Origin of the sequence: Streptomyces niveiscabiei (genome assembly GCF_001419795.1) — a bacterium.
Taxonomy (GTDB): Bacteria; Actinomycetota; Actinomycetes; order Streptomycetales; family Streptomycetaceae; genus Streptomyces; species Streptomyces niveiscabiei.
Genome location: NZ_LIRL01000215.1, coordinates 1 through 15290 on the forward strand (window position 1 = coordinate 1; position 15290 = coordinate 15290).

Consider the following 15290-nt stretch of genomic DNA (forward strand, 5'->3'; position numbering starts at 1 on the left):
ACCTCCCCCTCCACCGCGACGCCTACCAGCGCGTCACCCTCGACCTCCACGCCGACCCTGCCCAACGCGCCCTGCCCGGCTCGGAGTTGCTCAAGACTCCGGACAGCCCCGCCCTCCTGGAACGCCTCTTCGCCGCCGGCCGCTACCACCTCCTCTCCGCCGCAGGACTCCTCCCGCCCCGCCTCACCGGCCTGTGGACCGGCGACTGGGACACCGCCTGGTCCGGCGCCTTCACCCTCGACGCCAACCTCAACCTCCAGACCTCGTCGGCCGCTTCGGCCGCCCTCCCCGAAGTCACCGGCGCACTGCGCCAGTTGATCGAGGCCCAGCTCGACGACTGGCGCGCCAACGCCCGCTCCGTCTTCGGCGCCCGGGGCATCGTCACCCCCGCCCACACCGACGGCGAGTCCGGCCACTCCTTCCACTTCAGCCACGCATACCCCCTGCACCTCTGGACGTCCGGCGCGGACTGGCTCCTCAAGCCCCTCACCGACCACGACGAGACGCAGGGCACCCGAGACCCCCGTACGGCCGCGCTGCTCGCCGAACTCGCCGAGTTCTACGAGGACTTCCTGACGCGGACGGACCCACGGGCCGGGACCGGCGAAACCCCGGAGGGCCAACTCGCCCTCGTCCCCTCGTACTCACCCGAGAACCGCCCGGCGAACGCCAGTTGGGGAGCGGTCAACGCGGCGATGGACCTCTCGGCGGCCCGCCACGCACTCCTCACCGCAGCCGCGTACCACGCCGGCCACAAAGAACGAGCCGCCCGCTGGACCGCCCTCGCCCACCGCCTCCCGCCCCACCGCGTCAACCCCGACGGCGCGCTCGCCGAATGGGCCTGGCCCGGCCTCCAGGACACCTACGACCACCGCCACTTGAGCCACCTCTACGCGGTCTGGCCCCTCGACGAGATCACCCCCTACGACACCCCCGCCCTCGCCGAGGCCGCCCACCGGGCCCTGCAACTCCGGGGCGCCGAGAACGACTCGGCGCACGGCCACCTCCACCACGCCCTGATCGCCGCGCGGTTGAGGGACGGGCACCGCGTCGGACAGGCCCTGGCCGCCGTCCTGGACGGCGACTTCTTCCACGCGTCCCTGATGAGCGCCCACTACCCCCACCGCCACGTCTACAACGCGGACGCGGCGCACACCCTCCCCACCGTCCTGATCGAGGCGCTGATCCAGTCGACCCCCGACCGGCTGGTCCTCCTCCCGGCACCGACCTCAGCGCTCGAAGAAGGTCAACTCCGGGGCGTCCGGACGAGGTTCGGCGCGCGGATCGACCTCGACTGGGACGCGGACGGCGCCAGGGCCGTCGTCCACCCCGCACGCACGCTCCGTGTCGAGCTGCGGACTTCCACCGGCGCGAGGCCGCTCGACCTCGTCGCCGGAGAAGACCACGTCCTCACCCTGGGGACGTGGTAACTCCCCTGCAACACCAGGCATTTCCCCCCACCCATGGAAGGGACACCATGGCAACCCGCACACTCGCCAGGACCGTGAAGGTCCTGCTCGCCCCCGCACTGGCGCTCGGCGCCACCATCGGACTCGCCTCCGCCCCCGCCTCGGCAGCCGTCTGGAACACCTGCGACCAGTGGGGCAACACGAACCTCAACGGCTACACGCTGTACAACAACATCTGGGGTTCGGGCGCCGGAAGCCAGTGCATCTGGGCCAACTCCGGCACCAACTGGGGCGTCAACGCCAACCACCCCAACACCGGCGGCATCAAGTCCTACCCGAACCAGAAGAAGGTGATCAACAAGACGATCACCTCGCTCGGTTCGCTGAACAGCAGCTACAACGTCTCGGTCCCGTCGTCCGGCGCGTACAACACGTCGTACGACATCTGGCTCAAGAACAACGCGTACGAAGTGATGCTCTGGGTCAACAAGACCGGGGCGGTCGGGCCGCTCGGCACCTCGCAGGGCACCGCGACGCTCGGCGGCCACACCTGGACCGTCTACAAGGGCACCAACGGCGCGAACGAGGTCTTCTCGTTCATCCGCACCTCGAACTCGTCCTCCGGGTCCGTGCAGATCCTCCCGATCCTGAAGTGGATCAAGGACACCAAGGGCTGGTTCGGCAACGAGACCATCGGCGACGTGCAGTTCGGGTACGAGATCACCAGCTCCTCCGGTGGCCTGAACTTTACGACAAACAACCTGACCGTCAGCAGCAGTTGACCAAACCGTGGTCCGGGCGGGGTTTGATGGGGATATGCACAACACCACCCCCACACGCCGCGCCCTGACCACGCTCGCCGTGGCCGCGGCCGTCGCCCTCGGGGCGACCGGAACCGCGGTCGCGGCCCCCCAGGCGCCCGCCGCGCACGCGGCCACCACGACGGCGACCACCACCGCCGGCACCTACACGCTGCACTCCATCGCGGACCTCGCCGCCCAGCGCCTGGCCACCGCCGACCTGGTCGCCGCCGCCAAGTTCGGCACCAGCAGCCCCATCGACGACCCGGCCCGCGAACAGCAGGTCCTCGACGCCGTCGCCGCGCAGGCCGAGCAGCTCGGCGCCGACCCCGACGCCGTCCGCAAGGTCTTCCGCGACCAGATCGAGGCGAACAAGCTCGTCCAGCGCGGCCTGTTCCAGCGCTGGACCGACCACCCCGACCAGGCCCCCACCAGCCGCCCCGACCTCAGCGTCGTCCGCGTCGAGATCAACCGCATCAACACGGAGCTGGTCAAGGCCCTCGCCGCGACCACCGCCGACCGCTCCGGGTACGTCTGCTACCCCGAGCTGTACATCAGCGCAGCCCAGGTCCGCCACGAACGCCACCTGGACCGCCTGCACACCGAGGCACTCTTCCGCGCACTGCCGTCGGTCTGCGAGAGCTGACCCGATACGACCGTGAGGCCGGCCCCGCCGTTCAGGGGCCGGCCTCACCGCCGTGACGTCACCGCGCGATCGGCAGCTGTGCCCCGTCCCGCAGGAACAGCGGAATCCGCTCCAGCGGCGCCTCGACGGTCACCGTGGCGCCCCCCTCGTACGACTCCCCGGTCCACGCGTCCGTCCACCGCGCCCCCGCCGGCAGATACGCCGTACGGACCGTCGCCCCGGCCGTCAGCACCGGCGCGACCAGCAGGTCACGCCCGAACAGGTACGCGTCGTCGACGCCCCAACTCGCCTGGTCCCCGGGGAACTCCAGGAACAGCGGACGCATCGGCGGCAGCCCCTCCTCGTGGGCCTCGCGCATGACCTCCAGGACGTACGGCCGCAGCCGCTCGCGCAGCCGCACGTACTCGGCCATGATCGTGCCCGCCGTATCCCCGTACGACCAGACCTCGTTGGGCCCGCCGGTCATGTCGGGCCCCAGCGGCATCCCCGGGTCGCGGAACCCGTGCAGCCGCATCAGCGGCGACAGCGCCCCGAACTGGAACCAGCGGACCATGACCTCGCGGTACGCCGGGTCGTCCGGGTCGCCGCCGTGAAAGCCGCCGATGTCCGTGTTCCACCAAGGGATGCCGGACAGCGCCGTGTTGAGCCCGGCGGCGATCTGGCGGCGCAGGGTCGGGAAGTCGGTGCCGATGTCGCCGGACCACAGCGCGGCCCCGTACCGCTGACTCCCCGCCCACGCCGAGCGGTTGAGGGTGATGACCTCCTCGCCCTCCGCGCCGAGCCCCTCCGCGAACGCCCGCGCGTTCTCCAGCGGATACAGGTTGCCGACCTCAAGCCCCGGCCCGGCCCAGTAGCGCAGGTTCTCCGAGAACCCCGGCTTCAGCTCCGGCTCGCAGGCGTCCAGCCAGAACGCCGTGATCCCGTACGGGGCGAGGTAGTTGTCGCGGATCCGCGACCACACGAAGTCCCGCGCCTCGGGGTTCGTCGCGTCGTAGAAGGCGACCTGTACGGTCGAGGCGACGCCCTTGTCCGGCCAGTCCGCGTGCGCCATCGGGCCGTACTGCGTGCCGATGAAGTAGCCGCGCTGCTCCATGAGTTGGTGGTTCTCCGAGAGCGGCGACACCGACGGCCACACGCTCACCACCAACTTGGTGCCCATCTCGGCGAGTTCCCGCACCATCCCGGCCGGGTCCGGCCACTCGGCGGGGTCGAACTTCCACTCGCCGAGGTGCGTCCAGTGGAAGAAGTCGCACACGATCGCCGCCAGCGGCAGCCCCCGGCGCTTGTACTCCCGCGCCACGCCCAGGAGTTCGTCCTGCGTGCGGTAGCGCAGCTTGCACTGCCAGAACCCCGCCGCCCACTCCGGCAGCATCGGCGTACGGCCGGTCACCGCGCTGTAGCGGCGCTGGCCGTCGGCCGCAGAGCCCGCGGTGATCCAGTAGTCGATCTGCCGCGCCGAGTCCGCGACCCACCGCGTCCCGTTGTGCGCCAGCTCCACGCGCCCGATCGCCGGGTTGTTCCACAGCAGCGTGTAGCCCCGGCTCGACGTCAGCACCGGGATGTTGACCTCGGCGTTGCGCTGCACCAGGTCGAGGACCAGCCCCTTCTGGTCGAACTTCCCGTGCTGGTGCTGCCCGAGCCCGTACAGCTTCTCGTCGTCGTAGGCCGCGAACCGCTGCTCCAGCCGGTGGTGGCCGTTGCCCACGGCCGTGTAGAGGCGCGAGCCCGGCCACCAGAAGTGCGCGCGCTCCTCGGCGAGGATCTCCTCCCCGGAGTCCGTCGCCAGGAACCGGACCAGGCCCTCGGCGCTCACCTCGACCGTCAGCGCGCCGACCGTCAACAGGCCCACGCCCTCGGCGAGTTTGACGACCGACTCGGTCGCCGGGGGAGTGTCGAGCAGCGCGCCCGGCAGGTCGGCCAGGACGGGCCCGCCGAGCCTGGACCGCACCCGGACCGCGTCCGGCCCCCACGGCTCGATACGGAGGGTCTCCTGGCGCCCGCTCCACTCCAGCGCGCCGCCCCGCTCACGGAACGTCCCGACGGTGGGGGAGGACTGGGCCAGGCTGACCTTGGGCTGGGTCGGGGTTTCGGCAGGCAGAGTCATGAGGCGTGCTCCTGAGGGGAGGCGTGCGGACCTGAAGGCACCCCGGAGGGCGCTGTGGGGCACCCCGGAACTGGGCACCCCGGCAACGCCCTTCACCAACAGGGCGCCGCATGAAGAGAAGTGACTGTCTATCAGATGTCGCGTCTGTCAGATGCCGCCCGGGCCCGTGCTCGCCCGGACCGTCAACTCGGGGGAGATCAGCGCCACTTCGGCGCCGCCCCGCCCCTCCAGCTTCGCGACGAGCTGCTCCATCGCCCGCCGCCCCATCTCGGCCGCCGGGATCGCCACCGACGTGAGCCGCACCGGCGCCTGCGTCGCCACCTGGTCCGGGCAGATCGCGACCACCGACACGTCCTCCGGCACCGCCCGCCCCTGCTGGCGCAGCAGCGACAGCAGCGGCTCCACCGCGGACTCGTTCTGCACGACGAACCCCGTCGTCGCCGGGCGCTCGTCGAAGACCCGCGCCAGCGTCGCGCCCAGCGCGTCGTACCCGCCCTCGCACGGCCGGTGCAGCGCGCGCACCCCCAACTCCCGTGCGCGCGACCGCAGTCCGTCCAGGGTGCGGACCGCGAACCCGGTGTGCCGCTCGTACACCCCCGGCGCCTCGCCGATCACGGCGACGTCCCGGTGCCCGAGGCCCGCGAGGTGCTCGACGCACAGCGCGCCCGTCGCGCTCCAGTCGAGGTCGACGCAGGTCAGCCCGGACGTGTCGGCGGGGAGGCCGATCAGGACCGAGGGGCGGTCGGTCGAGCGGAGCAACGGCAGCCGCTCGTCGTCGAGTTCGACGTCCATCAGGATCATCCCGTCGGCCAGCCCGCTGCCCGTCACCCTGCGCACCGCGTCCGGCCCTTCCTGGCCGGTCAGCAGCAGGATGTCGTAGCCGTAGCCGCGCGCGGCCGTCGCCACCGCGATGGAGATCTCCATCATCACCGGCATGTACATGTCGGTGCGCAGCGGAATCATCAGCGCGATGATGTTCGAGCGGCTGCTCGCCAGCGCCCGCGCGCCCGCGTTCGGGTGGTACCCCAGCTCCCGGATGCTCTGCTCGACCCGTTGCCGCGTGGTCGTCGAGATGGACCGCTTGCCACTGAGGACATAGCTCACCGTGCTCGCCGAGACTCCGGCGTGCTGGGCGACCTCGGCGAGGGTGACCATCCAGCTCTCCAAGCTTTGTGAAGCGCTTCGACAGTGCGCGTTGCGAACAGGGCGGGTGAGTGGGTGGTTCGACAGTAGCTTCAGTGGGGGTGGGTGTCCATAGGTTGTCGAAGCGCTTCGATAATCACTCCGGAACGGGGCGAACGGGAGCGTGAGGGCTGGTCCAAGCCGCCGTAATCGGGTAAACGATCCAGTAGAACCGATCGGTAACCAGACGTCCCGAACACCCCGATCCGCGGCGAGGTGATCCTCTTGTCCGCACCACACGCAGAGCCGTCCGGAGCACAGGGCAGGCCGTCCGTCTCAGGCCCCTCCGTCTCAGGCCCCTCCGTTTCAGAACGTGAGGCCCGGCAGGTCGCCGAGGCCGCCCGCGAGCAGGACTGGCGCAAACCCAGCTTCGCCAAGGAACTCTTCCTCGGCCGCTTCCGGCTCGACCTGATCCACCCGCACCCCGTCCCGCCCGACGCCGACGCCCGCCGCGGCGAGGAGTTCCTCGCGGCGCTGCGCGACTTCTGCGAGACCAAGGTCGACTCCGCCCGCATTGAACGCGAGGCGCGCATCCCCGACGAGACGATCAACGGACTCAAGGACCTCGGCGCGCTCGGCATGAAGATCGATACGCAGTACGGCGGCCTCGGACTCACCCAGGTCTACTACAACAAGGCCCTCGCCCTCGTCGGCTCCGCGAACCCGGCACTCGGCGCGCTGCTGTCCGCGCACCAGTCGATCGGCGTGCCGCAGCCGCTGAAGATCTTCGGCACGCAGGAGCAGAAGGACGCGTTCCTGCCGCGCTGCGCGACGACCGCGATCAGCGCGTTCCTGCTCACCGAGCCGGACGTCGGGTCCGACCCCGCACGGCTCGCGACCACCGCCGTGCCCGAGGGGGACGAGTACGTCCTCGACGGCGTCAAGCTGTGGACCACCAACGGGGTCGTCGCCGATCTGCTGGTCGTCATGGCCCGGGTGCCCGCGTCGGAGGGGCACCAGGGCGGGATCACCGCGTTCGTCGTCGAGGCGGACTCCGAGGGGATCACCGTCGAGAACCGCAACGCGTTCATGGGGCTGCGCGGGCTCGAGAACGGGGTCACCCGGTTCCACCGGGTCCGGGTGCCCGCCGCCCACCGGATCGGGCCCGAGGGGGCCGGGCTGAAGATCGCGCTCACCACCCTCAACACCGGGCGGCTCTCGCTGCCCGCGATGTGCGTCGGGGCCGGGAAGTGGGCGCTGAAGATCGCCCGCGAGTGGTCCGGGGCGCGTGAACAGTGGGGCAAACCCGTCGCGTTGCACGAAGCCGTCGGCTCGAAGATCAGCTTCATCGCCGCGACGACCTTCGCGCTGGAGGCCGTCGTCGACCTCTCCTCGCAGATGGCCGACGAGGACCGCAACGACATCCGCATCGAGGCGGCCCTCGCGAAGCTGTACGGCTCCGAGATGGGGTGCCTCATCGCCGACGAGCTGGTGCAGATACGGGGCGGGCGGGGGTTCGAGACCGCCGAGTCGCTCAAGGCGCGGGGCGAACGGGCGGTCCCCGCCGAGCAGTTGGTCCGCGACCTGCGCATCAACCGCATCTTCGAGGGCTCCACCGAGATCATGCACCTCCTCATCGCCCGCGAGGCCGTCGACGCGCACCTCGCCGTCGCGGGCGACCTCATCGACCCCGGCAAGTCCCTCGGCGACAAGGCGAAAGCGGGCGCCCAGGCCGGCGCCTTCTACGCCCGCTGGCTCCCGAAACTCGTCGTCGGCCCCGGCCAACTCCCCACGTCCTACGACGACTTCAAGAACGGCATGGACCTCTCCGGGCACCTCCGGTACGTCGAACGCCACTCCCGCAAGCTCGCGCGCTCCACGTTCTACGCGATGTCCCGCTGGCAGGGGCGCCTGGAGACGAAACAGGGCTTCCTCGGCCGCATCGTCGACATCGGCGCGGAACTGTTTGCGATGAGCGCGGCGTGCGTCCGCGCGGAACACCTCCGCGCCCATGACCAACATGGCCGCGAGGCCTACCAGTTGGCCGACGCGTTCTGTCAACAGGCCCGCGTGCGCGTGGACGAGCTCTTCACCCGCCTGTGGTCCAACACGGACGACGTCGACCGCAAGGTGGTCAAGGGCGTCCTCGGGGGAGCGTACGAGTGGCTGGAGACCGGCATCGTCGACCCCTCGGGCGAGGGCCCGTGGATCGCCGACGCGACACCGGGACCTTCGGGGAAGGAGAACGTCCACCGGCCGATCCGCTAGCCCCGCAAACGGAAAACGGGGCACGGCGTTCCCACCGTGCCCCGACCTTCAGAACCTCAGCACCACTTGTGGTCCTTCGTCTTCTTCGTCCACGAGCACGTGTCCACCTTCGCCCCCGTCGAGCGGGTCAAGGTCGCTGTGTCGCCGTCGTTGTTCCAGACGTACGCCTTGCGGTTCTGGAACGTGTCGGCCGAGGTGTCCTTGCCGGTGCCGGTGTGGATCTTCACCGTCTTGCCGGCGCCGATGGAGATGTTCTTGAAGACGTACTTGTGGTTCGAGGCGGTGTTCTTGAGCTGGACCCACTCCGCGTTGAGGCTCGCGTTGGTGCGGGTGTCCTTGCCGGGGCGTAAACGGTTATATGAACCACCTCTCACGCGAACCCCGGTACGCTCCCCGGCGACACGCTGTCCGGCCGCACAGCCCGTGCGGTGACAATGGGGGAATGACCGACAGTCCAGCCCCACTCGCCGACCCCCACCTGGTCTTCGCCCCCGTCGCGGGCGACGCCGCCAAGGACGTGGTGATCCTCGGCTCCACCGGCTCGATCGGCACGCAGGCCATCGACCTCGTCCTGCGCCACCCGGACCGCTTCCGGGTCACCGCCCTGTCCGCGAACGGCGCCCGCGTCGCCCTGCTCGCCGAGCAGGCGCACCGGCTGCGGGTGAGGACCGTCGCGGTCGCCCGCGAGGACGCCGTACCGGCACTGCGCGAGGCCCTCGCGGACGCGTACGGCGCCGGCGAGCCGCTCCCGGAGATCCTCGCGGGGCCGGACGCGGCCACGCAGGTCGCCGCCTCCGCCTGCCACACCGTCCTGAACGGCATCACCGGCGCGATCGGCCTCGCCCCGACGCTGGCCGCCCTGGAGGCGGGCCGCACCCTCGCGCTCGCCAACAAGGAGTCGCTGATCGTCGGCGGCCCCCTGGTGAAGGCGCTGGCGAAACCCGGTCAGATCATCCCCGTCGACTCCGAGCACGCGGCCCTCTTCCAGGCGCTCGCCTCCGGCACCCGCGCGGACGTCCGCAAGCTCGTCGTCACCGCGTCCGGTGGCCCGTTCCGGGGCCGTACGAAGGAGCAGCTCGCGGACGTCACGGTCGAGGAGGCGCTCGCGCACCCCACCTGGGCGATGGGCCCGGTCATCACGATCAACTCGGCGACCCTGGTCAACAAGGGGCTGGAAGTCATCGAGGCGCACCTCCTCTACGACATTCCCTTCGACCGCATTGAGGTGGTCGTGCATCCCCAGTCGTATGTCCACTCGATGGTTGAGTTCACGGACGGATCGACGATGGCCCAGGCGACGCCCCCCGACATGCGCGGGCCGATCGCCATCGGGCTCGGCTGGCCGCACCGCGTCCCCGACGCGGCGCCCGCCTTCGACTGGAGCAAGGCTTCCACCTGGGAGTTCTTCCCCCTGGACAACGAGGCGTTCCCCTCGGTGAACCTCGCCCGGCACGTGGGCGAGCTCGCGGGAACGGCTCCGGCGGTGTTCAATGCCGCCAACGAGGAGAGCGTGGAGGCGTTCCGCCGGGGCGCGCTGCCGTTCAACGGGATCATGGAGACCGTCACCCGTGTGGTGGAAGAACACGGTGGACACAGCGTGGCGGGAACTTCGCTCAGCGTGTCGGACGTCCTCGAAGCAGACGCCTGGGCGCGAGCCCGGGCCCGGGAACTGACGGCGACCGCGGAGGCGCGCGCATGACCGCTCTGATGATGATCCTCGGCATAGTCGTCTTCGTGCTCGGGCTGCTGTTCTCGATCGCGTGGCACGAGCTGGGGCACTTCACGTTCGCCAAGCTCTTCGGCATCCGGGTGCCGCAGTTCATGGTCGGCTTCGGGCCGACGGTCTTCTCCCGCAAGAAGGGCGAGACCGAGTACGGCGTCAAGGCCATCCCCATGGGCGGCTACATCCGCATGATCGGGATGTTCCCGCCGGGCGAGGACGGCAGGATCTCCACGCGCTCCACGTCCCCGTGGCGCACGATGATCGAGGACGCGCGCTCCGCCTCCATGGAGGAGATCCAGCCGGGCGACGAGACGCGGATGATGTACACGCGCAAGCCCTGGAAGCGCGTCATCATCATGGCCGCGGGCCCCGTGCAGAACCTGATCCTCGCCGTCGTCCTCTTCCTCACCGTCCTCATGGGCTTCGGGATCTCCCAGCAGACCACCACGGTCAGCTCCGTCTCCCAGTGCGTCATCAACCAGAACGAGAACCGCGACACGTGCAGGACCGGCGACCCCGCCTCCCCGGCCGCCGCCGCGGGCCTCAAGGCCGGTGACAAGATCGTCTCCTTCGACGGCGTGCGGACCGAGAAGTGGGACTCCCTCTCCGACCTCATCCGCGCCAGCGCCGACAAGACCGTCCCGATCGTCGTCCAGCGGGACGGCAAGGAGGTCACCCTCCAGGCGAAGATCGCCGAGAACCAGGTCGCCAAGAAGGATTCCAGCGGCCAGATCGTCCAGGGGCAGTTCGTCAAGGCCGGGTTCCTCGGCTTCAGCGCCGCCACCGGCATCGTCCAGCAGGACTTCGGCGACTCCGTCACCTGGATGACCGACCGCGTCGGCGAGGCCGCCGACTCCATCGTCGCCCTGCCCGGCAAGATCCCCGCGCTGTGGGACGCCGCGTTCGACGGGGGCAAGCGGGAAGCCGACTCCCCGATGGGCGTCGTCGGCGCGGCCCGGGTCGGCGGCGAGATCTTCACCCTCGACATCCCGGCGTCCCAGCAGCTCGCCATGGCGCTCATGCTGGTCGCCGGCTTCAACCTCTCCCTGTTCCTCTTCAACATGCTCCCGCTGCTGCCCCTCGACGGCGGGCACATCGCGGGCGCGCTCTGGGAGTCCCTGCGCCGGGGCCTCGCGAAACTGCTGCGCAGGCCCGACCCCGGCCCCTTCGACGTCGCCAAGCTCATGCCGCTCGCCTACGTCGTCGCCGGGGTGTTCATCTGCTTCACGATCCTCGTCCTCATCGCGGACGTGGTGAACCCGGTGAAAATCTCCTAGCCACCCGCTGTTCACGACGGCCGGGCACCCCAGGTGTCCGGCCGTCCTCCCTCCAGCGGGTTTGACAAGGGAAATGTGCCCGCCGGGGGTCCGGTGTCGTAATCTCGGACCCCGGTGGCCCGCGCGCTCACGGGACCGGTCTTGATCCACGACATGGGGTTGCACAGCAGATGACTGCGATTTCTCTCGGCATGCCGTCCGTTCCGACCAAGGTCGCCGAGCGGCGCAAGAGCAGGCAGATCCAGGTCGGGTCGGTCGCGGTGGGCGGGGACGCGCCGGTGTCCGTGCAGTCCATGACCACGACGCGTACGTCCGACATCGGGGCCACGCTCCAGCAGATCGCCGAGCTCACCGCGTCCGGGTGCCAGATCGTGCGGGTCGCCTGTCCGACGCAGGACGACGCGGACGCGCTCGCCACCATCGCGCGCAAGTCGCAGATCCCCGTCATCGCCGACATCCACTTCCAGCCCAAGTACGTCTTCGCCGCGATCGAGGCCGGGTGTGCCGCCGTGCGCGTCAACCCCGGCAACATCAAGCAGTTCGACGACAAGGTGCGGGAGATCGCCAAGGCCGCGAACGATCACGGGACGCCCATCCGGATCGGCGTCAACGCGGGCTCCCTGGACCGGCGGCTCCTCCAGAAGTACGGCAAGGCCACGCCCGAGGCGCTCGTCGAGTCGGCGCTGTGGGAGGCGTCGCTGTTCGAGGAGCACGACTTCCGGGACATCAAGATCTCCGTCAAGCACAACGACCCCGTCGTCATGATCGAGGCGTACCGGCAGTTGGCCGCGCAGTGCGAGTACCCCCTCCACCTCGGGGTCACCGAAGCCGGGCCCGCCTTCCAGGGCACCATCAAATCCGCCGTCGCCTTCGGCGCGCTCCTCTCCCAGGGCATCGGCGACACGATCCGGGTGTCCCTGAGCGCTCCCCCCGTCGAAGAGGTCAAGGTCGGCAACCAGATCCTCGAATCCCTCAACCTCAAGCAGCGTGGCCTGGAGATCGTCTCCTGCCCGTCCTGCGGGCGCGCCCAGGTCGACGTCTACAAACTCGCCGAGGAAGTCACCGCCGGCCTCACCGGCATGGAAGTCCCCCTCCGCGTCGCCGTCATGGGCTGCGTCGTCAACGGCCCCGGCGAGGCCCGCGAAGCCGACCTCGGCGTCGCCTCCGGCAACGGCAAGGGCCAGATCTTCGTCAAGGGCGAGGTCATCAAGACCGTCCCGGAATCGAAGATCGTAGAGACCCTGATCGAAGAAGCCATGAAGCTCGCCGAAAAAATGCAGGACGAGGGCACCCCCTCCGGCGAACCCTCCGTCTCAGTAGCAGGCTGATTCTCCTCGCCCCCGCCGCCCTTACCCGTCCCATCCTCAAGGGGCTCCGCCCCTTGGACCCCGGCTGGTTCGTTGTCGGGTGCGGGTTCGTTGTGGTTGATCGCGCAGTTCCCCGCGCCCCTAAAAGCGCAGACAGGGGGCGTGAGTTTTGCAGGCGCCGCCTCCCTGGCCCTCGTCGCCTGCCGGTACGTCGTTGCTGGTCGCGCCCGTGTGGCGGAGCCGTATATCGATGTACAGCCCCGCCTCCGCCCCCCCTGGCTACTGGTCCGACGAGAATCTCACCGCTCCTGCTGGGATTTGGGCGTCGCACCACACCCTTGCTCCGTCGCGGAGTTCGTTGTCGGGGCCGATGATGGCGCCGTCGCCGATGACGGTGCCCATGAGGATGGAGCGGGTGCCGATGCGGGCTCGGGTGCCGATGAGGGAGTCGGTGATGACGGCGCCGGGTTCGATGACGGCGCCGGGGAGGATGGTGGAGCCGGAGACTCGGGCGCCTTCGGAGATCAGGGCGCCTTCGCCTACTACCGTGCCGCCGGTCAGCTTCGCGTCGGGGGCTACTCGGGCCGTGGGGAGGATTAGGCGGTCGCCGCAGCGGCCGGGGACCGCGGGGGACGGGGCGCGGCCGAGGACGAGGTCTGCTGAGCCGCGGACGAAGGCGGCGGGGGTGCCGAGGTCGAGCCAGTAGGTGGAGTCGACCATGCCCTGGAGGTGGGCGCCTGCCGTCAGGAGGTCGGGGAACGTTTCGCGTTCTACTGAGACCGGGCGGCCTGTCGGGATCGTGTCGATGACCGAGCGGCGGAAGACGTACGCGCCGGCGTTGATCTGGTCGGTGACGATCTCCTCGGGGGTGGTCGGTTTCTCCAGGAACGCCAGGACCTTGCCCGTGTCGTCCGTGGGGACGAGCCCGTACGCGCGCGGGTCGGTGACCTTCGTGAGGTGGAGGGAGACGTCGGCGCCGGTGGTCTCGTGGGTCGTGACGAGGCGGCGGATGTCGAGGCCCGTGAGGATGTCGCCGTTGAAGACCAGGACCGGGTCGTCGGGGCCGGCGTGCAGGCGGGAGGCGACGTTGCGGATGGCGCCGCCGGTGCCGAGGGGCTCGTCCTCGGTGACGTACTCGATGTGGAGGCCGAGGGCGGAGCCGTCGCCGAAGTGGGGCTCGAAGACCTCCGCCAGGTAGGAGGTCGCGAGGACGATGTGGTCCACGCCGGCCGCCCTGGCCCGCGCCAGCTGGTGGGTGAGGAACGGCACGCCGGCCGCCCGCACCATCGGCTTGGGGGTGTGCACCGTGAGGGGGCGCAGCCGGGTGCCCTTGCCGCCGACCAGGAGGATCGCTTCTGTCACCTGTCGTCTCTGCTTCCTGCCGGGACCGGCCGAACTGGGTTTCGGCCGGTCGGGGTTATGCGAGCTGCGGTAGCTGATCGCCGGGGGTTCGGACGCGGTACGCCGGCTCCGCGCGCGGCATCCGGTCCGGACACCCCGTTCCGCGGCCACCGGCGCCCGTACGGCACTGTCATCTGGTCCTCCCCCACCGGTCCCGTCACGTCCTTCGGTCAGCGGCCCTGGTAGCGCGCGGCCGACGAGCGGGCCGTGCCGAGCTTGCCGTAGAGCTGGCGCCCCGGGCAGTCCGTGGCGAAGCCGTCGCGGTGACCGGAGATGACGTTCAGTCGTACGTTCTTACCTTTTCGGTAGAGATTGCCACCCGCCGACTTGAGATATGTCGTTCCTCGGGGATTGACCCCGTAGATGCCGAGTTTCCACGCCGTGATCCGGGCTACCGCCTTCACGGCGGCGGCGGACGGCCGGGTGGCGCCGTACGTGCCGATGACGGCGATGCCCACGCTGTTCGTGTTGAAACCGAGGGTGTGGGCGCCGAGGACGGGCTTGGTCACTCCCCCGGCGCGGCCCTCGTAGATGGACCCGCACTTGTCGACGAGGAAGTTGTAACCAATGTCTTTCCAGCCCATGCTCTTGACGTGGTAGCGGTAGATACCGCGGATGACTGACGCCACTTGAGAGCATCGGTACCGATTCCCGGTGGCCGTGTGGTGAACGAAGGCCGCCTTCACGCTCTTCGTATAGGAAAACTTCTTCTCCCGGAGCTTCTCGTCGGCCCCCCACCCCTTGCGGGTGACGATGCGGGGCCGGGGTGCGCCGTGCGGGAGGGCGCGCGGGAGTTCGGGTACGTAGGTCCCGGCGGCCGGGGTGCCCAGGCGCGCGCGGGCGCGCGGGGGGCCGACGGCCGGCGTCTCGTCGGTGCCGGGGTCGATCAGTTCTGCCCGGAGTCCCGTCGGCAGGGTGCGCGTTCCGGTCGTGTTCGGTCGGACCCGGAGTTCGATTCCGTCCGAATCGCCGACCCACAGCGGCGCCGTGCCCCCGCGCGGGCGCGCGGAGTCGTGTTCCGGGGTGCCGGGGTCCGCGCCGTGGTCGTCGGCGTGGGTCTCCAGGTCCTGCCAGTCCGACCAGCGGTCGGTGCCGGTGGGGCGGGTGCGGACCTGTACGGCGCCGTCGAGGTGCGCGGCGGGGTCGTCCCAGACGACGCCGAGCAGCGAGAAGGGGTGGACGTCGCGGCGCGGTACGCCGGGGGCGGCGCCGACCGCGCGGGTGAGGGGGGTG

The 15290-nt window shown here is 70.2% G+C and carries 12 protein-coding genes; 7 read left to right on the top strand and 5 right to left on the bottom strand.

Translation table 11 applies throughout. The annotated features are described in order from the left end of the window. The 3 genes from AOK24_RS12035 to AOK24_RS12045 form a co-directional block, all read left to right on the top strand. Positions 1–1430, top strand: a 1430-nt coding sequence (locus AOK24_RS12035; RefSeq protein WP_420876665.1) for a glycosyl hydrolase family 95 catalytic domain-containing protein, incomplete at its 5' end; no start/stop codon positions are given. A 47-nt stretch (positions 1431–1477) separates the two neighbouring features. Then, on the top strand, positions 1478–2191 hold the full coding sequence (locus tag AOK24_RS12040) for a glycoside hydrolase family 12 protein (protein WP_055720054.1): 714 nt from the start codon (positions 1478–1480) through the stop codon (positions 2189–2191). Between the two features lie 34 nt (positions 2192–2225). Next, positions 2226–2855, top strand: a complete 630-nt coding sequence (locus AOK24_RS12045; RefSeq protein ID WP_055720055.1) for a chorismate mutase — start codon at positions 2226–2228, stop codon at positions 2853–2855. 58 nt (positions 2856–2913) lie between these two features. Here the strand turns inward: AOK24_RS12045 and AOK24_RS12050 are convergent, their stop codons facing one another. Further along, positions 2914–4959, bottom strand: coding sequence for a glycoside hydrolase family 31 protein (locus tag AOK24_RS12050; RefSeq protein WP_055720056.1), 2046 nt, complete (start codon positions 4957–4959; stop codon positions 2914–2916). 147 nt (positions 4960–5106) lie between these two features. After that, positions 5107–6114, bottom strand: a complete 1008-nt coding sequence (locus tag AOK24_RS12055; protein ID WP_055720057.1) for a LacI family DNA-binding transcriptional regulator — start codon at positions 6112–6114, stop codon at positions 5107–5109. A gap of 252 nt (positions 6115–6366) precedes the next feature. On the opposite strand from AOK24_RS12055, the gene AOK24_RS12060 reads away from it, so the two are divergent. After that, a complete protein-coding gene (locus AOK24_RS12060; protein ID WP_055720064.1) occupies positions 6367–8349 on the top strand; it encodes an acyl-CoA dehydrogenase family protein in 1983 nt (660 codons plus the stop codon). Between the two features lie 56 nt (positions 8350–8405). On the opposite strand, the gene AOK24_RS12065 is transcribed toward AOK24_RS12060, so the two are convergent. Further along, a complete protein-coding gene (locus tag AOK24_RS12065) occupies positions 8406–8813 on the bottom strand; it encodes a lamin tail domain-containing protein (protein ID WP_079056773.1) in 408 nt (135 codons plus the stop codon). Between AOK24_RS12065 and dxr the strand changes: the two genes are divergently transcribed. From dxr to ispG, 3 genes are all read left to right on the top strand, one after another. Continuing rightward, positions 8792–10048 (top strand): 1-deoxy-D-xylulose-5-phosphate reductoisomerase, encoded by a 1257-nt coding sequence (dxr, locus tag AOK24_RS12070; protein ID WP_055720059.1) that lies wholly within the window; start codon positions 8792–8794, stop codon positions 10046–10048. The two genes, AOK24_RS12065 and dxr, sit on opposite strands and share 22 nt — an antisense overlap. Next, positions 10045–11349: a M50 family metallopeptidase gene (locus AOK24_RS12075; RefSeq protein WP_055720060.1), complete on the top strand. Its 1305-nt coding sequence runs from the start codon at positions 10045–10047 to the stop codon at positions 11347–11349. Before dxr ends, AOK24_RS12075 begins: the two co-directional genes overlap by 4 nt. Before the next feature lie 170 nt (positions 11350–11519). Then, positions 11520–12677 (top strand): flavodoxin-dependent (E)-4-hydroxy-3-methylbut-2-enyl-diphosphate synthase, encoded by a 1158-nt coding sequence (ispG, locus tag AOK24_RS12080; protein WP_055720061.1) that lies wholly within the window; start codon positions 11520–11522, stop codon positions 12675–12677. Positions 12678–12935: 258 nt separating this feature from the next. On the opposite strand, the gene manB is transcribed toward ispG, so the two are convergent. Both manB and AOK24_RS12090 read right to left on the bottom strand, forming a co-directional pair. Next, a complete protein-coding gene (gene manB, locus AOK24_RS12085; RefSeq protein WP_055720062.1) occupies positions 12936–14018 on the bottom strand; it encodes a mannose-1-phosphate guanylyltransferase in 1083 nt (360 codons plus the stop codon). Between the two features lie 209 nt (positions 14019–14227). Beyond that, on the bottom strand, positions 14228–15290 hold a 1063-nt coding region (locus tag AOK24_RS12090; protein WP_055720063.1), incomplete at its 5' end, for a peptidoglycan recognition protein family protein.

What these genes read in the sequence shown, in the direction of transcription:
- AOK24_RS12045 (WP_055720055.1), top strand. Translation starts at nt 2,226, where the DNA reads ATGCACAACACCACCCCCACACGCCGCGCCCTGACCACGCTCGCCGTG.
- AOK24_RS12055 (WP_055720057.1), bottom strand. Translation starts at nt 6,114, where the DNA reads ATGGTCACCCTCGCCGAGGTCGCCCAGCACGCCGGAGTCTCGGCGAGC.
- ispG (WP_055720061.1), top strand. Translation starts at nt 11,520, where the DNA reads ATGACTGCGATTTCTCTCGGCATGCCGTCCGTTCCGACCAAGGTCGCC.
- dxr (WP_055720059.1), top strand. Translation starts at nt 8,792, where the DNA reads ATGACCGACAGTCCAGCCCCACTCGCCGACCCCCACCTGGTCTTCGCC.
- AOK24_RS12075 (WP_055720060.1), top strand. Translation starts at nt 10,045, where the DNA reads ATGACCGCTCTGATGATGATCCTCGGCATAGTCGTCTTCGTGCTCGGG.
- AOK24_RS12050 (WP_055720056.1), bottom strand. Translation starts at nt 4,959, where the DNA reads ATGACTCTGCCTGCCGAAACCCCGACCCAGCCCAAGGTCAGCCTGGCC.
- AOK24_RS12040 (WP_055720054.1), top strand. Translation starts at nt 1,478, where the DNA reads ATGGCAACCCGCACACTCGCCAGGACCGTGAAGGTCCTGCTCGCCCCC.